Source organism: Pyrinomonas sp. (assembly GCF_040289685.1).
In the GTDB taxonomy this organism is placed as follows: domain Bacteria; phylum Acidobacteriota; class Blastocatellia; order Pyrinomonadales; family Pyrinomonadaceae; genus Pyrinomonas.
In genome coordinates, this window is record NZ_PSLQ01000011.1 from 1 (window position 1) to 23,571 (window position 23,571).

At 60.7% G+C, this 23,571-nt stretch carries 29 protein-coding genes; 26 read left to right on the forward strand and 3 right to left on the reverse strand.

Going from position 1 to position 23,571, the window contains the following annotated elements:
* Positions 1 to 220 precede the first annotated feature (220 nt).
* From C4334_RS04185 to prmC, 3 genes are all read right to left on the reverse strand, one after another.
* A complete protein-coding gene (locus C4334_RS04185; RefSeq protein WP_352430833.1) occupies positions 221 to 577 on the reverse strand; it encodes a histidine triad nucleotide-binding protein in 357 nt (118 codons plus the stop codon).
* 154 nt (positions 578 to 731) lie between these two features.
* Positions 732 to 2,000 (reverse strand): UDP-N-acetylglucosamine 1-carboxyvinyltransferase, encoded by a 1,269-nt coding sequence (gene murA, locus C4334_RS04190; protein ID WP_352430834.1) that lies wholly within the window; start codon positions 1,998 to 2,000, stop codon positions 732 to 734.
* A gap of 303 nt (positions 2,001 to 2,303) precedes the next feature.
* Positions 2,304 to 3,164 (reverse strand): peptide chain release factor N(5)-glutamine methyltransferase, encoded by an 861-nt coding sequence (prmC, locus tag C4334_RS04195; RefSeq protein WP_352430835.1) that lies wholly within the window; start codon positions 3,162 to 3,164, stop codon positions 2,304 to 2,306.
* A 91-nt stretch (positions 3,165 to 3,255) separates the two neighbouring features.
* Here prmC and C4334_RS04200 point away from each other — a divergent pair, with 91 nt between their 5' ends.
* The 26 genes from C4334_RS04200 (at position 3,256) to C4334_RS04325 (ending at position 23,505) form a co-directional block, all read left to right on the forward strand.
* On the forward strand, positions 3,256 to 3,468 hold the full coding sequence (locus tag C4334_RS04200) for a heavy-metal-associated domain-containing protein (protein ID WP_352430836.1): 213 nt from the start codon (positions 3,256 to 3,258) through the stop codon (positions 3,466 to 3,468).
* A gap of 38 nt (positions 3,469 to 3,506) precedes the next feature.
* Complete coding sequence (gene epsC / locus C4334_RS04205) at positions 3,507 to 4,445, forward strand: serine O-acetyltransferase EpsC (RefSeq protein ID WP_352430837.1); 939 nt, start codon at positions 3,507 to 3,509, stop codon at positions 4,443 to 4,445.
* An 89-nt stretch (positions 4,446 to 4,534) separates the two neighbouring features.
* Positions 4,535 to 5,560, forward strand: a complete 1,026-nt coding sequence (locus tag C4334_RS04210) for an NADH-quinone oxidoreductase subunit B family protein (RefSeq protein WP_352430838.1) — start codon at positions 4,535 to 4,537, stop codon at positions 5,558 to 5,560.
* Between the two features lie 9 nt (positions 5,561 to 5,569).
* A complete protein-coding gene (locus C4334_RS04215) occupies positions 5,570 to 7,384 on the forward strand; it encodes a PAS domain-containing sensor histidine kinase (RefSeq protein ID WP_352430839.1) in 1,815 nt (604 codons plus the stop codon).
* 38 nt (positions 7,385 to 7,422) lie between these two features.
* The gene (locus C4334_RS04220; RefSeq protein WP_352430840.1) at positions 7,423 to 8,073 is read left to right on the forward strand and encodes a response regulator; all 651 of its coding nucleotides are present in this window, start codon (positions 7,423 to 7,425) and stop codon (positions 8,071 to 8,073) included.
* Positions 8,074 to 8,285: 212 nt separating this feature from the next.
* Positions 8,286 to 9,188 carry a hypothetical protein gene (locus C4334_RS04225; RefSeq protein ID WP_352430841.1) on the forward strand — a complete coding sequence of 301 codons (903 nt, stop codon included), beginning with the start codon at positions 8,286 to 8,288 and terminating at the stop codon, positions 9,186 to 9,188.
* Between the two features lie 361 nt (positions 9,189 to 9,549).
* The gene (locus C4334_RS04230) at positions 9,550 to 10,614 is read left to right on the forward strand and encodes an NADH-quinone oxidoreductase subunit B family protein (RefSeq protein ID WP_352430842.1); all 1,065 of its coding nucleotides are present in this window, start codon (positions 9,550 to 9,552) and stop codon (positions 10,612 to 10,614) included.
* Positions 10,615 to 10,632: 18 nt separating this feature from the next.
* Positions 10,633 to 12,432, forward strand: coding sequence for a nickel-dependent hydrogenase large subunit (locus C4334_RS04235; RefSeq protein ID WP_502943396.1), 1,800 nt, complete (start codon positions 10,633 to 10,635; stop codon positions 12,430 to 12,432).
* The gene (locus tag C4334_RS04240) at positions 12,429 to 13,292 is read left to right on the forward strand and encodes a NifU family protein (protein ID WP_352430844.1); all 864 of its coding nucleotides are present in this window, start codon (positions 12,429 to 12,431) and stop codon (positions 13,290 to 13,292) included. The genes C4334_RS04235 and C4334_RS04240 overlap by 4 nt, the downstream gene beginning before the upstream one ends.
* A gap of 107 nt (positions 13,293 to 13,399) precedes the next feature.
* Positions 13,400 to 13,558, forward strand: a complete 159-nt coding sequence (locus C4334_RS04245; protein WP_352430845.1) for a hypothetical protein — start codon at positions 13,400 to 13,402, stop codon at positions 13,556 to 13,558.
* Between the two features lie 76 nt (positions 13,559 to 13,634).
* Positions 13,635 to 14,264: a DUF5947 family protein gene (locus tag C4334_RS04250; protein WP_352430846.1), complete on the forward strand. Its 630-nt coding sequence runs from the start codon at positions 13,635 to 13,637 to the stop codon at positions 14,262 to 14,264.
* On the forward strand, positions 14,252 to 14,959 hold the full coding sequence (locus C4334_RS04255) for a DUF6084 family protein (RefSeq protein WP_352430847.1): 708 nt from the start codon (positions 14,252 to 14,254) through the stop codon (positions 14,957 to 14,959). Before C4334_RS04250 ends, C4334_RS04255 begins: the two co-directional genes overlap by 13 nt.
* Positions 14,960 to 15,018: 59 nt before the next feature.
* Complete coding sequence (locus C4334_RS04260) at positions 15,019 to 16,077, forward strand: hypothetical protein (protein ID WP_352430848.1); 1,059 nt, start codon at positions 15,019 to 15,021, stop codon at positions 16,075 to 16,077.
* Entirely contained in the window at positions 16,074 to 16,376 is a 303-nt protein-coding gene (locus C4334_RS04265) for a hypothetical protein (RefSeq protein ID WP_352430849.1), read from the forward strand. Before C4334_RS04260 ends, C4334_RS04265 begins: the two co-directional genes overlap by 4 nt.
* Positions 16,377 to 16,391: 15 nt before the next feature.
* A complete protein-coding gene (locus C4334_RS04270) occupies positions 16,392 to 16,889 on the forward strand; it encodes a hydrogenase maturation protease (protein ID WP_352430850.1) in 498 nt (165 codons plus the stop codon).
* Between the two features lie 21 nt (positions 16,890 to 16,910).
* A complete protein-coding gene (locus C4334_RS04275; RefSeq protein WP_352430851.1) occupies positions 16,911 to 17,051 on the forward strand; it encodes a DUF6893 family small protein in 141 nt (46 codons plus the stop codon).
* Positions 17,052 to 17,127: 76 nt separating this feature from the next.
* Positions 17,128 to 17,328 (forward strand): hypothetical protein, encoded by a 201-nt coding sequence (locus C4334_RS04280; RefSeq protein ID WP_352430852.1) that lies wholly within the window; start codon positions 17,128 to 17,130, stop codon positions 17,326 to 17,328.
* 117 nt (positions 17,329 to 17,445) lie between these two features.
* A complete protein-coding gene (locus C4334_RS04285) occupies positions 17,446 to 18,045 on the forward strand; it encodes a YceI family protein (RefSeq protein ID WP_352430853.1) in 600 nt (199 codons plus the stop codon).
* A gap of 16 nt (positions 18,046 to 18,061) precedes the next feature.
* Positions 18,062 to 18,454 (forward strand): hydrogenase maturation nickel metallochaperone HypA/HybF, encoded by a 393-nt coding sequence (locus tag C4334_RS04290; RefSeq protein ID WP_352430854.1) that lies wholly within the window; start codon positions 18,062 to 18,064, stop codon positions 18,452 to 18,454.
* Positions 18,451 to 19,119: a hydrogenase nickel incorporation protein HypB gene (hypB, locus tag C4334_RS04295; RefSeq protein ID WP_352430855.1), complete on the forward strand. Its 669-nt coding sequence runs from the start codon at positions 18,451 to 18,453 to the stop codon at positions 19,117 to 19,119. The genes C4334_RS04290 and hypB overlap by 4 nt, the downstream gene beginning before the upstream one ends.
* Positions 19,120 to 19,161: 42 nt before the next feature.
* Complete coding sequence (locus C4334_RS04300) at positions 19,162 to 19,473, forward strand: HypC/HybG/HupF family hydrogenase formation chaperone (protein WP_352430856.1); 312 nt, start codon at positions 19,162 to 19,164, stop codon at positions 19,471 to 19,473.
* Between the two features lie 131 nt (positions 19,474 to 19,604).
* Positions 19,605 to 19,775 carry a HypC/HybG/HupF family hydrogenase formation chaperone gene (locus C4334_RS04305; protein WP_352430857.1) on the forward strand — a complete coding sequence of 57 codons (171 nt, stop codon included), beginning with the start codon at positions 19,605 to 19,607 and terminating at the stop codon, positions 19,773 to 19,775.
* On the forward strand, positions 19,772 to 20,884 hold the full coding sequence (gene hypD / locus C4334_RS04310; RefSeq protein ID WP_352430858.1) for a hydrogenase formation protein HypD: 1,113 nt from the start codon (positions 19,772 to 19,774) through the stop codon (positions 20,882 to 20,884). The genes C4334_RS04305 and hypD overlap by 4 nt, the downstream gene beginning before the upstream one ends.
* Positions 20,885 to 20,951: 67 nt before the next feature.
* On the forward strand, positions 20,952 to 21,992 hold the full coding sequence (hypE, locus tag C4334_RS04315; RefSeq protein WP_352430859.1) for a hydrogenase expression/formation protein HypE: 1,041 nt from the start codon (positions 20,952 to 20,954) through the stop codon (positions 21,990 to 21,992).
* Between the two features lie 53 nt (positions 21,993 to 22,045).
* Positions 22,046 to 23,227: an SIS domain-containing protein gene (locus C4334_RS04320; protein ID WP_352430860.1), complete on the forward strand. Its 1,182-nt coding sequence runs from the start codon at positions 22,046 to 22,048 to the stop codon at positions 23,225 to 23,227.
* A gap of 56 nt (positions 23,228 to 23,283) precedes the next feature.
* Positions 23,284 to 23,505, forward strand: coding sequence for a Uxx-star family glutaredoxin-like (seleno)protein (locus C4334_RS04325; protein ID WP_352430861.1), 222 nt, complete (start codon positions 23,284 to 23,286; stop codon positions 23,503 to 23,505).
* Positions 23,506 to 23,571: the final 66 nt, after the last annotated feature.

Sequence of the window (23,571 nt, forward strand, 5' to 3'; positions counted from 1 at the left end):
GCAGCGCCCGATGAAGCGCGAACCATCCCGGAGCACCTTCGGGAATCCCCCGGCTGCGTGCCGTGGGGAGGATGTCAACATGTCTCCATCAAGTCAAGAGATAATCCAGCGGTTTTATTTCACCTTCGGGCGCTTCAGGGACGCGCTTTAGCGCACATGTCGTCGCGCGTACGCGCATGATCCCTCCACAGTTGCTGGTTCTATGCCGTTTGAGATCGAATCAACCCGGCGGCCAGCTCATTGGCCGCCCGCCCAACACGTGCAGATGAAGATGAAAGACCGATTGGCCGACGCCGGCGCCGGTGTTGATCACCGTGCGGTAGCCGGAACTTTTCCGCGTCAACCCTTCGGCGTTAGCGACGCGCGCCGCCGTTAAAAGTAGGTGGCCGAGCAGCTCGCGTCTTTCAAACGTCGCTTCGTCCAGCGAAGCGACGTGCTCGCGCGGGACCACCAGAATGTGAACCGGCGCTTGCGGGTTGATGTCATGAAAGGCAACGCACACCTCATCTTGATGTACCATCCGCGACGGCAGTTCGCCAGCGATGATGCGACAAAAGATGCAATCAGCTTGGGTCATACGAGTTCTCCTTCCATCGGTAAAAGCGCGTCCGTTTTCGATGAGCGCTCGGCTTTCGGCTGCGATGGCGCTAACGTCGAGCGGCGAGACCGCATTTCACCGCGAGAGCATGGACCCTGTGGCCGGAGTGCGTTCGAGAGTTCGTTATGGCTTTTCAACGAATGCGTTCAATCGCGGCACCGACGGCCCGCAGCTTGTCTTCTATTTTTTCATAACCGCGATCGATGTGGTAGACACGATCGATCAGCGTTTCGCCTTCGGCAGCCAATCCGGCCAGCACCAACGACGCCGAGGCGCGCAAATCCGATGCTTGCACGTGCGCGCCCATCAGCGGCGTCGGTCCATGGACGATCGCCGTGTGCCCTTCGATCTCGATCTGCGCGCCCATGCGCATCATCTCCGCCGCGTGCATGAATCGGTTCTCGAAGATCGTTTCGGTGATCCGTGCCGTCCCTTCGGCTTGCGTCATGAGCGCCATGTACTGTGCTTGCATGTCGGTTGGAAAGCACGGATACGGCTCCGTCACAACATCGCGCGCAACGAACGCGCGATCTTTGCCGGAGACACAGAGCGTGCTTTGATTGATCTCTTCGACCTCGACGCCAACGGCGCGGAGTTTGTCGATCACTGCGGCGAGATGTTCCGGGCGACAGTTCTTCACTTCGAGTTCGCCGCGCGTGATGGCCGCGGCGATGAGGAACGTGCCCGTTTCGATGCGGTCAGGGATGATCGTGTGTTCCGCTCCGGTGAGACTCTCAACGCCTTCGATCTCGATCGTGTCGGTTCCGGCACCGCGCACGCGCGCGCCCATACGATTGAGGAGTTCGGCTAAATCAACCACCTCTGGTTCGCGCGCCGCGTTGCGCAGCACGGTTCTTCCGTGCGCCAGCGTTGCAGCCATCATCAGGTTTTCGGTCCCGGTGACCGTCACTTTGCTGAATTCTATCTCCGCGCCGCGCAGGCGTCCCGATTGCGGCGCCCGTGCGACGACGTAGCCAGCTTCGAGCGACACGTCGGCTCCCAGCTTTTTCAGCCCTTCGAGGTGAAGATCGATCGGGCGCGTGCCGATGGCGCAGCCGCCCGGCAGCGAGACGCGGGCGCGCCCAAACCGCGCGACCAACGGTCCGAGCACGAGCACCGACGCGCGCATGGTCTTAACCAGTTCGTAGGGCGCTTCCAACACCTCGACGTGCGCGGCGCTGATCTTGTGCGTTCGCAGCTCGGGCGTGAGCACCGTCGCGCCCAGATCCTCGAGCAAGCGGCGCAACGTCATGCAATCGCGCACGTAGGGCACGTTGTGCAAAGTGACCGTTTCGGCTGTCAATAGCGCCGCCGCCATGCAAGGAAGCGCGGCGTTTTTGGCGCCGCTGACCGAGACGCGCCCGTACAGAGGACGCCCACCGCGAATGTGAAATTTATCCATCCCATCTCCTTCTCGCCGCCTTGGATCGGAAAGCCCTCTGACGCGAAGATGCCCGCGCAGTCTCAGGGTGGGAATCTATCACGATGAGCGTCGAGTCATCCAGAGCGCCAACAGCACGGAAGATCTCGGATCGGCGATGTCGGACCATCTGTCTCCTTGTTTACCTGCGAGCGAGAGGAGAAGCACCGCGCGCAGTCGGTTATTTGGAACTCGACCTCGCGGCTTCGTTGAACACGTCAAAACGACGCAAGCAACTAGGTATGGAGCAACTCGATCCCTGCTATTTCGTCGAACAGATCCACGTCAAAGGCGACGTAAACAGACCGTGCGCGCGATGCCCTGTAGATCGCGTTTGATGTCGAGAAGCGACCACCAGCGCGCGTCGATCAATTTTCGAACGGCTTGCGTTTGACCGCAACCGATCTCGAATATCAAGTGCCCCCCTGCACGCAAAAAACGCGGCGCGTCGGTTAGGAGCCGGCGGATCAGACGCAACTCATCCGGTCCGGCAGTCAAGGCAAGGCGCGGTTCGAAATCGCGCACTTCGCGTTGGAGGCGGGGCAAATCGCGTTCGGCTACGTAGGGCGGGTTGGCGACGACGAGATCGAAGCGCGCGCTTTCTTCATCGAGGGCGGCGAAACAATCGGAAGCGACCAACATGAACCGGTCGGCGACGTTGTGCCGCCGCGCGTTATGCGCTGCAACGCGCAGCGCCGCCGCAGAGATGTCGAGGCCGATGGCGCGTGCGCAGATCTTCTCTTTGAGCAGCGCCACTGCGATGCACCCCGAACCCGTGCCGACGTCGCAGATCATCATCGCTCGGTCCGTTGCCGCTTCGAGCGCCGCCTCAACGATCAGCTCCGTTTCGGGGCGTGGGATCAGTACGTCCGGCGTGACGACGAACTCCAACCCCCAGAACTCCTGACGGCCCGTGATGTACTGCAAGGGTTCGCCCGACGCGCGGCGAGCGAGCATGGTGCGAAAGGCTTCGAGCGTTGAACGTGAAATGGTCTCTTCGGCGTGCGTTATCAGATAAGTGCGGTCGCGCCCAAGGGCGTGAGCGAGCAGACTGGCCGCTTCGCGGCGCGCTTCGGCTACCTGTGCGTCGCGTAGTCGCGCGGTCGCTTCAGCCAGCGCGTCCCGTATGCGCAAGCTGTTCCCCACTGCTTCTCGGATGGCAAGTTCCCTCTTTTCGCTTCGAGGTTTATAATTGACCTCGGTATTTTATGCTCGTCGAACTCGGAGCGTGAAGGCCATGCAAGCTAAACTGATCGTCGAAGGGATGCATTGCGTCTCGTGCGCCGCCGATATCCGCGAAACGCTCGAAGAGACCCAAGGCGTGCGCCGCGCTGAAGTCGACTTCCAGAGCAAGACGGCAACGGTCGAATACGACGAAAAGAAGGTGCCAGCGAGCGCGCTCATCGAAAAGATCGAAGAACTCGGTTACAAGGCGGAAATAGTCGGATGAAGTCGCTTCGACAAGCGAGCGGGATCGAGAAGAAGCAGATGGACCCTAGACTTGATCAAGCGAGCGAAGCGCTCATCGAATCGTATCTCAACGGCAGCATGAAGATTCATCATTTGGATCGTCAGCCGCTGCCGTCACACGAGGCGATCATCCGCATGATCGACGCGATGCACGAACTCGTCTTTCCGGGCTACGCCGGAGCGCAAGGTTTGGCCGGAGCGAGTCTGCGCCGCCACGTCCAAGCGCGTATCATGTGGCTTTATGAGACTTTGACCGAGCAGATCAGCCGCGCCATCAACCATGGACAGAAGATCGGCGCCCATTGCGAAGTGACCGAACGCGAAGCGGCCGATTGCGCCGCGGAGTTTCTCGCGCAATTGCCGCGCATTCGCGAGATCTTGGCGACAGATGTGCAGGCTGCATATGATGGCGACCCGGCGGCGACTTGCCTTGATGAGATCATCTTCAGTTATCCGGGCGTCTACGCCGTGATGGTCTACAGGCTCGCGCACGAGCTTTACAAATTGCGCGTGCCGCTCATTCCGCGCATCATGACCGAACACGCGCATCATCGCACCGGCATAGACATCCACCCGGGCACGCGGATCGGCTCGCGCTTCTTCATCGATCACGGGACAGGGGTCGTCATCGGCGGGACGGCGATCATCGGCAACAACGTCAAGCTCTATCAAGGCGTCACGCTCGGCGCTTTCTCTTTCGACAAGGATGCCAACGGACAGTTGATCCGTAACACCAAACGCCACCCGACCATTGAAGACGACGTGGTAATCTACGCCGGGGCGACAATCTTGGGCGGCGATACGGTGATCGGGCGCGGGTCGGTGATCGGCGGCAATGTCTGGTTGACTCATTCGGTGCCGCCAGGGACGCGCGTCCTCCAAGAGGCTCCGAAGCTGCGCATCATCACGCCGAAAGGGACGACGGAAGAGGAGATCGAATCGGCCGCCAAAAAGTAGGTGCGCTTCCGAGAGAGTCGGAAAACGAAGCGCTGCCCATCTGCGGCAAACGAACGGCGTAGCGGTCGGACGCCATCGCGGTTGAAGACATGGCGCAGAACACCGATGAGCTCGTCGTGCTCTGGATCACAGCCGGACTCGGCTGCGACGGCGAGAGCGTCGCGTTGACCGGCGCGACGCAGCCGAGCCTTGAAGAGCTTGTTCTCGGCGGCTTGCCTGGCGTTCCGCGCCTCGTCTTACACAACCCGCTTCTTGCCTATGAAGTCGGCGAAGAGTTCCTCGCGCCTTTCAATCGTGCCGCGCAGGGCGAAATAGATCCCTTTATCCTCGTCATCGAAGGCTCCATCCCGGACGAGACGAACAAAACGGAAGGTTACTGGGCCGCTTTCGGCGTGGACCAGCGGACCGGTCAGCCGATTAAAACGTGTGACTGGATTGACCTGTTGGCGCCGAAAGCTTGGGCTGTGGTCGCGGTCGGCACGTGTGCTACCTACGGCGGCATCCACGCGATGGAAGGCAACCCGACCGGCTGCATGGGGCTGGCCGATTATTTGGGTTGGAACTGGCGTTCGCGCGCCGGCATCCCGATCGTCAATGTGCCCGGTTGCCCGACGCTGCCGGACAATTTGACGGAAACGCTCCTTTATCTTCTGCGCCAAGCCGCTGGGTTGGCACCGATGATCCCGCTCGATGATCAACTGCGTCCGACGTGGCTGTTTGAGCAGACGGCACACGAGGGTTGCAACCGCGGCGGATATTACGAGCAAGCGGAGTTCGGCGAAGAGTACGGCTCGCCCAAATGCATCGTCAAGCTCGGTTGTTGGGGGCCAGTGGTTCAATGCAACGTCGGCAAGCGGAGCTGGATGGGCGGCGTCGGCGGATGCGCTAATGTCGGCGGCATCTGCATCGGCTGCACGATGCCGAGCTTTCCCGATAAGTTCATGCCGTTCATGAACCAACCGCCCGGTTCGCTCCTCTCGTCGCATGCCGTGACGACGTATGGTCGGGCCATACACGCGCTGCGCCGTTTCACGCAAGCTTCGCTCAACAAGGAGCCTCGCTGGCGACAAGGAAAGCTGGCTCGGACCGAAGAATCGGATTCGGAAAACCGTTGACCGTCGGAAATGGATTGGGTCGGAGAAAATCAAACGTGGGGCCAACGGGTGGAAGAGACGCTTGAGTTGGCGAGCGTGGCGGAGGCTGAAAAACTCCTTGCAGATCTTGCAGCCACCTTCTTCCCGCCATGTTCGAGTTCGGCAAACGGCATCCGTTACGTCACCGAGAGGCCCGATGCGACGACGCTCTATCGCACGCTCGTCGAACAGATCCCGGCCATCCTTTTTACGGCCTCGCTTGAAGGCGGAATCGGCGAAGCTTACGTCAGCCCGCAGATCGAACAACTGCTCGGCTTCACGCAAGAGGAGTGGTTGAACGATCCCGTGCGCTGGTACCAGCAGATCCATCCGGATGACAAGGCCCGTTGGAGCGCCGATGCCGCGCAGATGCTGCTTACGGGGGAACCTTTGCGCGCCGATTACCGTGTGATCGCGCGCGATGGGCGCGTCGTTTGGTTCCATTGCGAAGTGAAGATGGTGCGCCGCGCCGATGGCCGCCCGTGGTTCATTCATGGAGCCGCGTTCGATATCACGGAGCTGAAACGGGCCGAAGAGGCGTTGCGTCGCGCCGCCGATGAACTGGAAGCGCGCGTCGAAGAGCGCACGGCTGAGCTGGCGCGCCTCAACACGCAGTTGCGTTCGGAGATCGCCGAGCGCAGACGCATCGAGGAGGAGCTTCGGCGCGCGCGCGATGAGCTTGAAGTTCACGTCGAACAACGCACCGTCGAGCTGGTCAAGGCGAACGAAGCGCTGCTGCGCGAGATCGGCGAACGACGCCGCACCGAAGAGGCTCTGCGCAAAAGCGAAGGGACGTTGCGCGCGCTCTTTGACTGCGCTCCAGATGCGATCATCGTCATCGGTCAACAAGGGCAGCTCATCCAGCTCAACGCGCAAGCGGAAAAGATCTTCCAGTACGGGCGCGACGAGATGCAGAATCGGCCGATCGAGATGTTGCTTCCGGAGTTCGACTGGGCCAGTTGGCGCAACCGCGCGTTCCACCTCGGCGAGCTGGAGTCCTACGGTCGGCGCAAAGACGGAAGCCTTTTCCCCGTCGATGTTAGATTGAGTCCGACGGAGGTGAAAGAGGGGCGACTGGTGATCGCCGTGATCCGCGACATCACCGCGCGCAAACAGGCTGAAAGCGAACTGCGCGAGTACGCCCTGCGTTTGAAAACGCTCTCCCGCCGATTGATGGAGGTGCAAGAGGTCGAACGCCGTCGCGTCGCGCGCGAACTCCACGACGAGATAGGGCAGACGCTGACCGGTCTGAAGCTCACTTTGGAGATGGGAGCACGGTTGCCGCGCGAAAAAAGATGCGATGTCTTCGGTCAAGCGTTGGAGATGGTCAACTGTCTCATGGCGACGACGCGCAAGATCTGCTTGGACCTGCGCCCCGGCGTGCTCGACGACCTAGGGCTTCTCCCCGCGTTGATTTGGCAGATCGAGCACTATACGGCGCAAACCCACGTGCGCGTCGAATTCAAGCATAGCGGGCTTGAAGAGCGCCGCTTCCCGCCAGAGGTCGAAACGGCGGCCTACCGCATCGTTCAAGAGGCTTTGACCAACATCGCGCGTCACGCGCAGGTGGATGAAGCCACGGTGCAAGTGCTGGCCGACGAGCAAACGATCCTGATCAACGTCGAAGATCGCGGCGTCGGTTTCGATCCCGAAGTCGTCTTCAAGACGAACGAGACGAGCGGTCTAGCTGGCATGCGCGAACGCGCCGTGTTGCTCGGCGGACAATTGACGATTGACTCCCGTCCTCGCGGTGGAACTCGTCTGACCGCGGTGTTAAGGGTCGAGGGGAACGAGACCGCCAACTGAACTGAAATCGATTAGCGGTTTGAAAGGGTTGGCCAGAGATGATCACGATCCTACTGGCAGATGATCATCACATCGTCCGGCAAGGCGTGCGCGCCTTGCTCGAAGCCGAACCGGATCTCAAAGTCGTTGCGGAAACGGGCGATGGGTTGGAGACGCTTCGGACTATCGAACGGTTGAAGCCCAACGTGCTCGTGCTCGATCTGATGATGCCGGGGCTTAACGGCCTCGAAGTCGTGCGCCGCGCAAGCAAGCTTTCGCCCCATACGCACACGGTTGTCCTTTCGATGTACGCCGATGAAGCTTACGTGCTTGAAGCGTTGAGAAACGGCGCCGTCGGATACGTCCTTAAGGATTCGAGCGCAACCGATCTGGTGAAGGCCATCCGCGAAGCCGCCATTGGACGACGTTACTTGAGTCCGCCGCTCTCCGATCGCGCGATCGAAGCCTACCGCGAAAGGGCTGCGGCGACCGCCGTTGATAGGTACGAGACGCTGACCGCGCGCGAACGCGAAGTGCTTCATCTGGCGGCGGAAGGTTACACCAACGCCGAGATCGCCGCCCGTTTAGGTATCAGTCAGCGCACCGCTGAAACGCACCGCGCACATTTGATGCGCAAACTCGGGCTTCACACGCAAGCCGACTTGATCCGCTACGCGCTGCGGCGCGGCATCATCCCGATGGAAGACTGAGTGGCGACGCGCTTGGAAGCGCATGGGCCGCGAGGCCGCGCAAACGGCCCGTGCCGCCGAAGCTCGTCTCGTAGCTCGATCCGAGTTCGAAGCTTCAAGTGCGCTAGCGGCAGCAGAACCGCCGTTCGTCATCGCGCCCTCTTTCGCGAAAAAGCTCTGTTTGGAAAAGCCAACTTGAGGTCCATAACGGCGGAGCTTAAAATCGGGCGGTAATGGAAGAGTCCGAAGCCGTCGCACGATCAAAATTCATCGGCCCGCTATCGAAAGCGTTGCGTGCCACGTCATCCTTGTACGATGAGATTGAAAGCTTGTTCGAAGATGCGCGCACGCAACGCGGCTTCGCCACCTTTCTCGTGTTCATCTTCGCCTTCTCCCTTGCCTTGATCGAGAGCAACAGACAAGGGTTACTCCCCGAAGGGTTGCGCGAGAAGGTTTCGACCAATCATTTTGGAGCGGTGGCGTTGGCCTTTACGTTGCTGCTGATCTTCGAAGTGCTCGCTCTCGTCTTTGCTCTGGCGCGCTCAGTGGCCAATTCCATGGGCAAGCAGTTCGAGCTGCTTTCGCTGGTCCTTCTGCGCAAGGCTTTCTTCGAGGTGTCACACTTCGGCGAACCCGTCGATTGGAAGACCGCCGCGCCATCCGTTCCAGTCGTCATCGCTGATATGGCGGGCGCGCTGCTCATCTTCGCGGCGACGAGTTTCTATTATCGGTTGCAACAACACCGTCGGATCACGGCGGATGAATCGGATCAAGCGGGCTTCGTCGCGGCTAAAAAGACGGTTGCATTGCTTCTGTTGGGAGCCTTCATCCTGTTCGGAGCGCGCGAGCTGGCGCTCATCTGGTGGAACGTTCCCGATCGCGGCGCGCAGCGTTTCTTCGAGATCTTTTACACGGTGCTTATCTTCAGCGATGTCTTGTTGGTGCTCATCGCCTTATGCTACAGCACGCGCTATCCGGTTGTCTTTCGCAACTCCGGATTCGCTGCGGCCACCGTCATGATGAGATTGGCTTTGACCGCGCCGCCATACATCAACGTGCTGCTCGGTTTGGGGGCGGTGCTGTTCGCCATCGCGCTGACGCTCGCCTACAACTCCTACACGGCCAAACTACGATAAATGACGCTCACCTTCTCCTCTCGTCAGCGCGACTTCGCGTGTCACGAAATCGGGCTTTCGCCGCGCGGTGAAAGCCCGATGCCCGTCTTGCACGCATCGTGCGGTGCGATGTGGGTCGAATTTTCGCTCATGGCCAACCATCGCGCCCCGCAAGCCAGTTCGTCCGCAAGCCAAAATTACGTGGTGAAAGCGACGAGAAATACGTAGGTTTACGAATAGACACGGAGGCTCAAGGGGGAGAGAATCCGGCTGTAGCTTTGTCGAAAGCGTGGCTCGACGAGGTTTAGTTGCATTTGGCAACAAATCTTCGTCCGCGCCTTTCGTCGCCGCATATCTTGGAAGCTCAAGGAGACGAAGCGCCATGGCAACAGCAGAGATCCCCTACGGACGAAGAACGCAACACGCGCCCGCCGTCAAAGAAGTGCACATCGTTTGGATCACAGCCGGTTTGAGCTGCGATGGCGATTCGGTGGCCGTCACCGGCGCCAGTCAACCGAGCATCGAAGACGTGCTTCTCGGCGCGATCCCCGGGCTCCCCAAAGTTCATCTGCACAATCCAGTGCTCGCTTACGAGGTCGGCGAGGACTTCATGCAGTACTACTACAAGGCCGAACGGGGAGAGCTTGACCCCTTCGTCCTCGTCGTCGAAGGTTCCATCCCCAACGAAGAGATCAAACGTGAAGGGTACTGGGCGGCGCTCGGGACCGATCCGGCCACTGGCCAGCCGATCACAACGAGCGAGTGGATTAGCCGTCTGGCGCCGAAAGCTTTCGCCGTCGTCGGCATCGGCACGTGTGCTACCTACGGCGGCATCCACGCGATGGAAGGCAACCCGACCGGCTGCATGGGGCTGGCCGATTATTTGGGTTGGAACTGGCGTTCGCGCGCCGGCATCCCGATCGTCAATGTGCCCGGCTGCCCGGTTCAGCCGGATAACTTCATGGAGACGGTGCTCTACCTGCTCTATCAAGCTGCCGGGTTGGCGCCGATGATCCCGCTCGATGAACAGCTCCGCCCCACTTGGCTCTTCGGCAAGACCGTGCACGAGGGATGCGATCGGGCTGGCTACTACGAGCAGGGCGATTTCGCCAACGAGTACGGCTCGCCCAAATGCATCGTCAAGCTCGGTTGTTGGGGGCCGGTCGTCAACTGCAACGTGCCAAAGCGCGGCTGGATGGCCGGCATCGGCGGCTGTCCCAACGTCGGCGGCATCTGCATCGGCTGCACGATGCCGGGCTTTCCTGATAAGTTCATGCCGTTTATGGATGAGCCGCCGGGCGCGCGTGCGTCCACGGGCGCTTCAGCCGTCTACGGTCGCTTGATCCGCAGCTTGCGTAGCATCACCAACGCGACCGTCAACAAAGAGCCGAAATGGCGTCGTCGCGGAACGGAGTTGATGACCGGATATCGGCCAAGGACCTACTGAAGAAAGGAGCCGCTAAAGATGAGCACGATGACCAGAACGAGGACCGAGGCCCCGACCGAAACGCGCAATTTGGTCGAGATGAACTGGGATCCGATCACGCGCATCGTCGGAAGTTTGGGCATTTACACCAAGATCGATTTCAAGAACCGCGAGGTCGCCGAGTGCTACAGCACCTCTTCGATCTTTCGCGGTTACAGCATCTTCATGAAGGGCAAAGATCCGCGCGATGCCCACTTCATCACGAGCCGCATCTGCGGCATTTGCGGCGACAACCATGCGACCTGCGCTACCTATGCGCAGAACATGGCTTTCGGCATCCGCCCGCCCGCGCTTGGCGAATGGATCATCAACCTCGGCGAAGCCGCCGAGTACATGTTCGATCACAACATCTATCAGGACAATCTGGTCGGCGTCGACTTTTGCGAACAGATGGTCAAAGAGACCAACCCAAGCGTCTGGGAGAAAGCGCAGAAGACCGAAGCGCCGCATGCCGCCCTGCACGGCTATCGCAAGATCAGCGACATCATGACGGCGCTCAATCCGTTCACGGGCGAGTTCTACCGCGAAGCGCTGCTGATGAGCCGCTTGACGCGCGAAATGTTCTGTCTGATGGAAGGGCGGCACGTTCATCCCTCGACGCTCTATCCGGGCGGCGTCGGGACGGTGCCGACGATTCAGCTCTTCACCGATTATCTGGTCCGGTTGATGAAATACGTCGAGTTCATGAAGAAAGTCGTCCCGATGCACGACGATCTGTTCGACTTCTTCTACGAAGCGTTGCCGGGCTACGAGCGCGTCGGACAACGGCGCGTGTTGCTCGGTTGCTGGGGATCGTTCAACAACCCGGACGTGTGCGACTACACCTACGAGCGCATGAGCGAATGGGGCAACGCGATGTATGTGACGCCGGGCGTCGTCGTCGATGGGCAATTGGTGACGACCGATCTGGTGAAGATCAACCTCGGCATTCGCATCCTGCTCGGCAGCTCCTATTACGAAGATTGGGAGAAGGCCGAGACCTTCGTCACGCACGATCCGCTCGGCAATCCCGTCGATAAGCGCCACCCGTGGAATCAGACGACCATCCCGAAGCCGCAGAAGCGCGATTTTCAAGACAAGTACACGTGGGTCATGTCGCCGCGTTGGTACGACGAGCGCACCGGCGACTACTTGGCGCTCGATACGGGCGGCGGGCCGATCGCCCGCTTCTGGGCGACGGCGCTGGCCGGCAAAGTTGACATCGGGTACATCAAAGCGACCGGCAAGAGCGTGAAGATCTATCTGCCGAAGACGGCGACCAAGCCCGAAGTCGAATTTGAATGGAAGATCCCGAAGTGGTCCAACGCCATCGAGCGCGACCGCGCGCGCACGTACTTCCAAGCCTACGCCGCAGCCGCCGCGCTCTACTTCTTGGAGAAGGCGATGGCCGAAGTGCACGCTGGAAGGACCAAGACTTGGTCCGAGTTCAAGGTGCCGGATGAAGCGATCGGCTGCGGGTTCCATGAAGCCGTGCGCGGCGTTTTGTCGCACCACGTGGTGATCCGCGACGGCAAGATCGCTAACTATCACCCGTATCCGCCGACGCCTTGGAACGCCAGTCCGCGTGACATCTACGGCACGCCTGGACCATACGAAGATGCCGTGCAGAACACGCCCATCTTCGAGGAGAACGGGCCGGACAAGTTCAAAGGCATAGACATCATGCGCGCCGTGCGCAGCTTTGATCCATGCCTGCCCTGCGGCGTGCACATGTATCTAGGCGGCGGCAAAGTGCTCGAAGTACGCCATTCGCCGGTCTTCGGGCCGTTCGGGAAATGAACATGGAGCTTGAGGTACGGGCTTGCGCCCAAAGAGTCGAGGAACTGGTCCAGAAGATCGAGGGGCTGACGGACGCCAGCGCGCGCCAAACGGCCATCGAGCTCGCCCAAGAGCTTATGCGCATGCACGGCGCGGCGTTCGAACGAATGCTCGAGATCGCATGGGAGCAGAAAGGGCAAGAGATCATCGAAGCCTTCGCGCGCGATGAACTCGTTAGCCCGCTGCTCCTGCTTTACGACCTGCATCCGCTGGACGCGGAGACGCGCGTCCTTCAAGCGATCGAGCGCGTGCGACCGTATCTGCGCTCGCATGGCGGCGATGTCGAACTCCTCGGGTTCGACGATGGTGTGGTCCGTTTGAAGCTTCGCGGCAGTTGCCATGGATGCGCTTCGTCGGCGCAGACGTTGCGGCTGGCGATCGAGACGGCGATCTGTGAAGCTGCGCCGGAGATCAAAGGGCTCGAGGTCGAAGGCGTCGTACACCCGACTCCGCCTCTCGTATCGCTCGAAAGCAGACAAGGCGGCGCAAGCGCGGAACGAAAGGCTCACGGCGTTTGGGAAGAGTTGGAAGCGCCGCTCTCGCTCACACCAGGCACCGCGCGCGTCATCGAAGCGCGCGGACGACGCATCCTCCTCTGTCGTTTCGGCGATCACTTTTTCGCTTACGCAGACCGCTGTCCCGCTTGCGACGGCGCGCTCGATGCGGCGCGCCTCGAAGAGGCGGTGCTCGCCTGCCCCGCGTGCGGTCAGCGCTACGATGTGATCCGCGCCGGTCGCGCAAGCGACGGCGCGAACTTTCATCTTGAACCGCTGCCGTTATTGCTCGAACGCGGACGAGCGAAAGTGGCTTTGCCTTCGTGAAACATGAAGCCCCAGACGCGAGTCGCGGAAACGGAAAGGAGCAAAGGGGGACGGCGAAAGAGAAAGGGCGAACGGAACAGCACGAAGGCGTGCGCAAAGGCGAGGAGATGCCCGACAGCGAAGGCAAGGAGCCGGGCCGTCACGAGCGAGAAGAGACCGAGGCCGGGCGTCCGGCTGGCGGATCGACGGCGCGCGATTCGACGGGCGTCAATCCGGAAAAGCGCGAACCGATCGATCCTGACAGCCCAACCTCGCCACCGGCATGAAAGCGTCTGCTTGCGCCCTTTCGTCGAAAGGCGGCGTAGGTCAACCGCGCTGCTTTCGCGGATCGAAGTTTCAACCATGCGATCGGGCAGTGATAATCCGTTGGCATCTCTCCGTCGTCTGGCGGAAAGCGGTGAAAGATACGGCGAAGAGAGATGCGACCTGTGTGGTGCGTGGCTTGCAACAGAACACGTGCATCTAGTCGAACCGGCGAAGCGAACGCTGCTTTGCGCCTGCGACGCTTGCGCGACGCTGTTTGCAAGCGGCGGTGAGACTCGCTATCGGCGCGTGCCGCGGCGCGTGCTGTTCCTGCCCGATTTCAAGTTGACCGATGAGCAGTGGGACGGTTTGATGATACCGATCAATCTAGCCTTCTTCTTCCGAAGCACGCCACAGGATTGCGTGGTGGCTCTTTACCCCAGTCCGGCTGGTCCGACAGAATCGCTGCTTTCGCTCGAGGCGTGGGAAGAGCTTGCGACGGACAATCCGGTGCTCCGCAGTTTGGAGCCGGATGTCGAAGCGCTATTGATTAACCGTCTGCGCGAGGCCGAGCATTACATCGCTCCCATTGATGAGTGCTATCGGCTCGTCGGGTTGATCCGTCTCCATTGGCGAGGACTTGGAGGCGGAGCGCGCGTTTGGGACGAGATCGCGGCCTTCTTCGATGGGTTGCGCGCACGTTCGAGAGGCGGCACATGCCTGAGTTGAGTTTCAGCGTAGAGAAGGCGGAGGCCGTCAAATTCTCTGCTGCGCCGCAGATCGCGTTCACGCTGCGAATAGAGAACGCCGCGCGCGATGAGTTGGTCCAAACAGTCGCGTTGCGCTGTCAGATAATGATCGAACCCGTGCGTCGCAGCTACAACGCGCGGGCGCAAGAAAAGCTCCTTGAGCTTTTCGGCGAACCGGAGCGCTGGGCGCAAACCGTGCGCAGCATGCTCTGGACGCATGTGCACGCGATCGTCCCGCCCTTCAAGGGGGAGACGAGCATCGAGCTATCAGTGGCCTGTACCTTCGATTTCAACGTCGCGGCGACCAAATATTTCGCTGCGCTCGACGATGGCGACGTGCCACTCGATTTTCTGTTCAGCGGGACGATCTTCTACCGAAACGGCGAAGGGGCTTTGCAAGTGGCGCAGATCCCTTGGGAGAAAGAGGCGCGTTTTCGTCTGCCCGTCGGCGTATGGCGCGAGATGATGGAAGCCTACTACCCGAACAGCGCTTGGGTCTGCGTGCGCCGCGACGTTTTCGATCGGTTGCGCCGCTACAAAGCCCGGCAAGGATTAGCGACTTGGGAGCAGACGATCGAGGCGCTTCTGGCGCGAGCGGAAGAGCGTGCGGAGCAGGACGAGCAAAATTTTTGCGACGAAAACAGCGAAGACGAAAACGGCGGAGCGGTCCATTAATCGCGGCGCGCGCGATGGACTTCTCTTCGGCGAGCACGAGGTTTAAAGAGGGCAGCCAAATGAAGACTGAAATGCTCGATTCCATCGTCAAGGCGATCCTTTACGAAGGGTACATCTTGTACCCGTACCGCTCGTCTGCGCTCAAGAACCGGCAACGCTGGAACTTCGGCGTGCTCTATCCGGAAAGCTACTGCGCGACGCAAAAGGGGGCGGAGGCAAATGCGTTGCGGACCGAATGTCTGTTGCTCGGCGACGTGCGGACGCAACTGGAAATCGCCGTGCGGTTCTTGCATCCGCTGATGCGCGAAGTCGGCAAGTCGGACCCGCGCGAAGAGGACCGCTATGAGATCGTCGACGCGCTCGAAGTCGATGGCCGCGTCTTTTACACGTGGCAGGAGGCTGTCGAAAGGAGCGTCCATCTAGCTCCCGAGGCGCTGAGCGCGTGGCTCAAAGCGCCTCGCACCACGCTTTTTAGCTTTCCGCCGAGTCGTCAGATCGAGTACATACGCGATCGGATGAACCGAAAGGTCGGGGCGCTCGTGCGAAGACAAAGCGCGATCAACGGAGCCGTTGAAGTCTCGCTCGAACGGCTCGACGAAAAGACCTTCAAGGCGACGGTGCGCGTCGAAAACCTCACCTCTTTCGATGTCGCCCGCGGTGCCAGCCGCGACGAAGCGCTGCTCTGTTCGTTCGTTTCGACGCACATCATCCTTGGCTTAAGAGGCGGCGAATTCGTCTCGCTCCTTGAGCCGCCCGAAGAGCTACGCGCGCAAGCGGCTTCGTGCCATAACGAAGGCGTCTGGCCGGTGCTCGTCGGAGAGCCGGGCGCGCGCGATCTTGTGCTCGCCTCACCGATCATCCTCTACGACTACCCGCAGGTCGCGCCGGAAAGCGCAGGCGATCTTTTCGACGGCACGGAGATAGATGAGCTCCTTTCGCTTCGCATCTTGACTTTGACTGATGATGAGAAGCGCGAAGCGCGCGCCGTGGATGAACGGGCGCGCGCGCTGCTGGAGAGGGTCGAGGGCATGCCCGCGGAACAACTGTTGAAGCTGCACGGCGCGGTTCGCGAAATGCGCCCCATCGGAAACGAAGAGGCGACGGAGGAGAGACGATGAACGAGTGGGAATGGGAACTCATCGAAGCGAAAGCGCCGCTCGATAGCCTGTCTGTATTGGGCGTAGAAGTTCGTCCCGGCGACCGCGTGCGCCTTCAGCCGCAACGTAGCGCGGATGTCTTCGATCTAGCGCTCGCCGGGAAAACGGCCATCATCGAAGCGATCGAGCAAGATTACGATGGTCGGGTGCTGGTCGCCGTCGTCGTCGAAGATGATCCGGGATGCGATCTCGGTCTGCTTCGGCAGCCGGGCCATCGCTTCTTCTTCTCGCCGGAAGAGATCGAGCCGCTGGGGCTTTGAGCAAGAGGTGGTGAGATGCGGGTTTTGATCGCAGGGATCGGCAATATCTTCCTCGGCGACGACGGGTTCGGCTGTGAGGTGGCCCGCCGACTGATCCAACGTGAGCTTCCGGCGGGCGTGCGCGTCGTGGATTTTGGGATCCGCGGCTTCGACCTAGCCTACGCGTTGATGGAGCGAAACGATGCGGTGATCCTCGTCGATGCGGTCCCGCGCGGCGAGGCGCCCGGCACGCTCTACGTCATCGAACCCGATCTCGACCAGTTGGAAGGATCCAACGTCGAGACGCACGGGATGAACCCGGTCAAAGCCATCTCTCTGGCCAAAGAGATGGGCGGAGGAGTCCAACGCATCCTCATGGTCGGTTGCGAACCGGCCTGCTTCGAAGGCATGGGGCTGAGCGCAATGGTGGAAGCGGCGGTGGAAGAAGCAGTACGTTTGATCGAGGAGCTGGTCGGAAAGCTTCTGAACGAAAAGGCCCACGAAAGAAGCGTGGGCGTGGAGCCGAAGGCTTAAGCAATCAACATGGAGGAGAAGATGATGCGCAAGCAGACGATGAAAAGCTCCGGCGGGATGATCTGGAAGGTGCTCGGTGGCGCGGCTTTAGCGCTGGCCGTCGTCGGATTGGTCGTCACCTATCCGGACATCAAACGCTACGTGAAGATCAGCACCATGTGAGCTCAGCGTCGCAGTCACGTTGTGGATCTCCGGCTGCGATCATCGCTTGCAACATCGCGAAACGAGGAGGCAACCGATGAACGAGTTGAAAGCGCAGGCTCAAGGTGGCAAGGAGATTTTCTATTTGCTCGGCGGCGCGGCGCTGGTGCTTTTAGGCGCGAGGCTGATCCTGCGCCATCCGTTGATCAAAGGATATTTGGAGCAGATCGAGCTAGGCGATCTGGTCAAAGGGGTCGCTCCCGACCTCGAGCGTTACTTGCGCTTGCGGGCGATGTGACGATGGCTTCGCTCTCGCAAGGCCGCTGGTCGCAATGCGCGTTTTGCGCCTCTAGTTCGGATCTGTGCTTCGGAAAGCGTTGTTAACCTTGGCCGAGTTCGGTGGGAGATCTGTGCAATGGAATTTCGACGGGAGGCGATCGAATCGAAGGTCGCTGAAGATGGAAACGAAGCGAACTACGTGTTCGACGCGACCGAGAGCCGTTTGACCGTGAAGCTTGCGGCTGCTGGGTTGCTCTCCAGCTTCGGCCACAGTCCGACGCTCGCCGTTCGCAAATTCGCTGGCGAAGCGCGTTTCGACCCCGCGCATCCGGAGCGCGCTTGGCTCCGCGTGCGCATTCGGGCCGACTCGCTCGAGGTGGTCGAAGGAACGAACGACCGGGATCGGGCGGAGATCGAGCGACGGACGCGCGAAGAGGTTCTCAAAGCTGAACTTCATCCGGAGATAATCTTCGCGAGCGAAAGGATCGCGGTCGAAAAGATCTTCGAAGGCCATTATGCGGCTCGGATCATCGGGGATTTGACGCTCTGTGGCGTCACGCGCCCGTGCGAGATAGAAGCTCGCGTGCTCGCCAGCGAAAGCATGTTGCGGGCGAGCGGCGAATTCTCTCTCCGACAATCCGAGTTCGGCATTGGGCCGGTGACCGCTCTTGGCGGAGCGATCAAGCTCAAAGATGAGCTGAAATTATCGTTCGACATCGTTGCGCGGCGAGCGTGAGGAGGTAAAAGGCGGTGTGCGATCGAGCCGCGGCGCGCGCTCGTCGCTCATCCGTTTCGGTGGCACCATGCACGAGCTATCGCTCGCTCTGAGCATCGTTGATCTCGCCGCTGAAGAGGCGAATCGGCGCGGCGTCAAAGTCCACGCCGTGCGCTTGCGCCTCGGACCGTTATCGGGAGTGGTCAAAGAAGCGCTTCTTTTCTCTTACGCTCTCGCGTGCGAAGGCACACCGCTCGATGGTTCGCGTCTGGTCATCGAAGAGGTTCCCGTCGTGGTCCATTGTTCACGTTGCAGGGCCGATCGGGAGCCGATCTCGATGCAAAACTTGCGTTGCTCCGTGTGTGGCGAACCGAGCTTTCAGCTCGTACAAGGCAGCGAGATGGAAGTTGTCGCGCTGGAGGTTGAATGATGAACGGGCCGCGTTTGATCGAAGTCAGGCAGAGGGTTCTCAAGCAGAACGATCTGCTCGCGCGCGCTTTGCGCGAAAGGTTTCGTCGCGCCGGCGTGTGTGTCATCAGCCTCGTTTCCAGTCCCGGTTCGGGCAAAACGGCTTTCCTCGAACGCACGCTCGGCGAGTTCGTCCGCCGCTACAGCGTTGCGGCGTTGGTCGGCGATCTAGCGACCGAGAACGACGCGCAAAGGCTGCGACGTAGCGGCGCTCGCGTGCAGCAGATCGCAACCGGGACCGTGTGCCATCTGGATGCGGCGATGATCGAACGTGCGCTCGAAGATTGGAGCCTCGAAGAGCTCGATTTCCTCTTCATCGAGAACGTCGGCAATCTGGTCTGTCCGGCAAGCTACGATCTCGGCGAAGAGTTACGTCTCGTTTTGATGTCCGTCACCGAAGGCGAGGATAAGCCGCTCAAGTACCCGACGATCTTCAACACGGCGGATGTGGCCGTGATCACGAAGCTCGACCTTGCGGCAGCGGTTGAGTTCGACCTTGAAGCGGCGAAGGCGCAGATCCATGCCGTGCGCCCCGGCATGCGTATCTTCGAAGTCTCGGCCAAAAGCGGCGTCGGATTGGCCGAGTGTTGGCGGTATCTTGAAGCGCGCAGGCTTTCGTCAGCCTAGCTTGCGACGAATCTTCAAGCGCTCGTTTGAGGAGAGCACCGTATGTGTTTAGCGATCCCGGGTCGAATCGTCAGGCTGCTCGATGAAGATGGCTCCTATGCCGTGGTTGACGTCTCCGGCGTGCGCCGGACGATCAACATCGGCCTTCTACGAGAGGATGGCATCAAGCCCGACGATTGGGTTTTGATCCACGTCGGCTTTGCGATGAGCAAGATCAGCGATGAGCAGGCGATGGACCAGTTGCGCCTGCTTGAGATGCTCGGCGAAGCCAGTCTGGCTGTCGAAGAGGTGCGCGGCTATGGCTTCGGCGAAGAGAGCGAACAGCAAGAAGAGGTCGATCACAGGCGCGAATAGCAGCGCGGCCACTTCATCGCGAGGCGAAGAGGGGGGGGGAACGGGTCGTGACCGAAAGATTGGACGACAAATCAACGATCGGATCGTCGCAAAGCGGTTTGACCCGTTGCGTCACGTGCTACGATGAAGCGATGCCGGCCAAAGTCTTGGAGTTATGCGACGATCATCAAGCGTTGGTCGAATACCGTTCGGGACAGCGCGCGTGTGTGGCGACTGATTTCGTTCCCGAGGTCCGCGCCGGTGACACCCTATTGATCCATGCGGGCGTTGCCATCGCGCGCCTCGCCGAGGAAAGATCATGAAGTACGTTGATGAATTCCGCGATCCCGCGCTGATACGCAAGACGGCGGATGAGATAGCGCGCGTGGTTGAACGCGACCGTCGCTACCGCATCATGGAAGTCTGCGGCGGCCACACCTTCTCCATCTATCGCTTCGGATTGCAGCGACTGCTGCCCGAAAACATCGAACTCGTACACGGGCCCGGATGTCCGGTTTGCGTTCTGCCGATGGGACGCATGGATGACGGCTTGGCCATTGCCGCTCATCCCGAAGTCATCTTCACGGCCTTCGGCGACGTGATGCGCGTCCCCGGAAGGCACGGGACGCCGCTCGAGATGCGCGCGCAGGGAGCGGACGTGCGCATGGTCTATTCGCCGCTCGATGCGTTGAAACTCGCAACGGAGAACCGCGATCGCCACGTGATCTTCTTCGCCGTCGGGTTCGAGACGACGGCTCCTTCGACAGCGCTCACGCTCTTGCGCGCGCGCTCGTTGAGGGTGAATAACTTCAGCGTCTTCTGCAATCACGTGTTGATCTTGCCGGCGATTCGCGCCATCCTCGATTCGCCCGACATGAGGATCGACGGATTCATCGGACCGGGACACGTGTCCACCGTGATCGGCGCGCGCCCATATGAATTCATCGCGCGCGAGTACGGCAAACCCGTGGTCATCTCCGGGTTCGAGCCGCTGGACCTGTTGCAATCGATTCTCATGTTGATCAGGCAGCTTAACGAAGCGCGCGCGGAGGTCGAAAACCAGTATGCGCGCGTCGTCCCGTGGGACGGCAACCGGCCCGCGCTAAGGGCTATGGCCGAGGTCTTCGAAGTGCGCCCTTTCTTCGAATGGCGTGGATTGGGTTTCATCTCGCAATCGGCCTTGAAGCTTCGCGATGAATTCGCCGCATGGGATGCGGAGGCGCGTTTTTCGGTTCCGGGCGTGCGCGTAACGGACCCGAAAGCGGCCCAGTGCGGCGAGGTGCTCAAAGGCGTATTGCCGCCGAATCGCTGCAAACTGTTCGGTAAAGAGTGCACGCCGGAGCATCCCGTAGGCGCGCTCATGGTCTCATCCGAAGGGGCCTGCGCGGCCTACTACCATTACGTTCACGCGATGGTCGCGGCGAGCGATTGATCGGCGCGTCGGCTGAAGAGCGAATCGGCCGCTGTGAGACTTAAGCTTCGGGAAGGATTAGGCGCGGATGGTCACAGAGATCGCAACGATACGTTTCACCGACGAGCGCGTCGAACTCGCGCACGGCGCCGGAGGTAAGGCCAGTCGCCGTTTGATCGAAGGACTGCTCTTGCCACACCTTTCAAACGCCATCCTCGATGAACTCGGCGACGCCGCCCATCTTGAGGTTCATGGCGCGAAGCTGGCCATGACAGCGGATAGCTTCGTCGTCAAGCCGCTCGCCTTCCCCGGCGGTTCGATCGGCGAACTCGCCGTCAACGGCACGATCAACGATCTGGCCGTATCGGGAGCGAAGCCCTTGGCGCTGGTGATGACTTTGATCCTCGAAGCTGGCCTTTCGACTTCCGTTCTGGAGCGCGAAATCGCCGCCATAGCCGACGCCGCGCGGCGAGCTGGCGTCCTCATCATCGGCGGAGATACGAAAGTGGTCGAACACGGCAAGGCGGATGGGATGTACATCACGACGGCGGGAATTGGAACGGCGGATTCTCGCGTTCATCTTTCGCCGACCAGCGTTCGAGACGGAGACAAGGTGCTGCTTTCCGGTCCGGTCGGCGACCATGGGATCACCGTCTTGCTCGCGCGCGGCGAAATAGATCTCGAAGCCGATCTTCGATCGGACACGAGATCGGTTTGGCCTTTGGTCAACGCATTGATCGACGTGGCGGCTTCGGGCGTTCGATGGATGCGCGACCCGACGCGCGGCGGAGTGGCGACGGCGCTCAACGAGCTGGCGCGCGCCGCCAAAGTCGCCATCGCGCTCGATGAAGAGAGCGTGCCGGTACGCGCGGCAGTGCGCGGCGCATGCGAGATCTTAGGCCTTGATCCTTTGCACATCGCCTGCGAAGGGCAGTTCATCGCCGTAGTCGCGCCCGAACGCGCCCAAGTGGCGCTTGAAGCTCTGCGACGCGCCTCCGGCGGCGAAGGAGCGACCATCATCGGCGAGGTTCGAGAATCGCCCGCGGGTCTTGTCATCGCGCGTTCGGCTTATGGCGGCAGCCGCGTCGTCGATATGCTCGTTGGCGATCCGTTGCCGCGCATATGCTGAAGGTTCAACCGGACCAGCCGCTGGATGCAAGAGCGCTCGGTGGCCGAAAGGCGATGAAGGGAACCGTTCCCCACTGCTGGATCGAAGAGAGATTGTTGGCGCGCAATCGCGTCTCGCAAGAGTTCTTCCCGCGCGAGGCGTCGCGTCTTGCGGAAGCTTGCTGCCGAATGGCCGAACGCTTTCTCGAAGGCGGACGCCTTCTCGCCTTCGGGCGCGGCCCATATGCGACCGACGCACAGCACGTTTCGGTTGAATTCCTGCATCCGGTCATCGTCGGCAAACGCGCTTTGCCGGCGCTCGATCTCAGCCTATCTTTCGGTCCGTGGCTCGAAACCATCGTGCAACCGCAAGACACGGCGATGGGCTTTGGTCCGCCGGAAGGGGATGATCGAGTCGAAGAAGCCTTGCGGAAAGCGCAAGACAAAGGGGCGTTGACCTTTGCCTTGCCCGGACGACGAGCCGATTATGCCACCGCCGCGCCTTCGGATGATCCTTTCATTCACCAAGAGATGATCGAGATCCTCTACCACACTTTATGGGAGACGGTCCACGTCTTTTTCGAACACAAAGAGGTGACGCCTCACGACGCGGGCGAAGCATCGTTCCTCTACCCTTTTCTCGGCGACCGTCGGCGCGACCTCGCGCCCGTCACTTTGGAGGTCGCTTCGTCCATCTTGAGCAAGGCGCGCGAGGATGAACGGCTGCGCGTCGAAGCCGCAAAAACTTGCGCCGCGACGCTGGCCGATTGCGCGACGGCGGTGGCGGAAAGATTGCACAGGGGAGGGCGCATCATCGCTTTCGGCAACGGCGGATCGGCGACCGATGCCAACGACTTCGCGCTTGACTGCGTGACGCCGCCACGGCGCGCGATGCGCCCCATCCCAGCTGTCTCTTTGGCGATGGAACCGGCGGTGTTGACGGCGGTGGCCAACGACGTCGGTCAAGAACTGATGTTCCTGCGCCAACTCGTTGCGCACGCGCGCTCCGAAGACGTCGCCTTCGCCATCTCCACGAGCGGAGGATCGAAGAACATCATCGTCGCGCTCGAAGAGGCGCGTCGCCGCGGCATGTTGACGATCGGACTGCTCGGCTACGACGGCGGCGAGATCGTCCGTCGGCAGCTAGTTGATTTCGCGCTCGTCGTCCGCTGCGATTACATCCCGCGCATTCAAGAGGCGCAGGCTTCGCTCTACCACACGTTGCGCGAAGCGCTGGACCAGCTTCTGATCGAATGATGGCGTGTCCACCGTGCGCGTAATTGATCGAATCGAAAAGGGATCGGGGGTGAGCGATGCTGGAACTTTACGGCACGCGAAATTGTCCGTACACGGCTGAATTGCGCGCCGATCTCGAATGGCGCGGCGAAAGCTTCATCGAATACGACGTCGAACTGGACGATGAAGCGTTGCGCCGAATGCTCGAACTGACCGAAGGTCGTCGCATGGTCCCCGTACTGGTCAAAGAGGGGCGCGTTGTGCAGACGGGATGGCAAGGGCGCGGTTGTTACGTCTGATGTCTCTTTGGGCAAGAAGCTGGGGAGCGGCGAGCCGATACGCGACTCGCTTGCAATCGCTCAAGA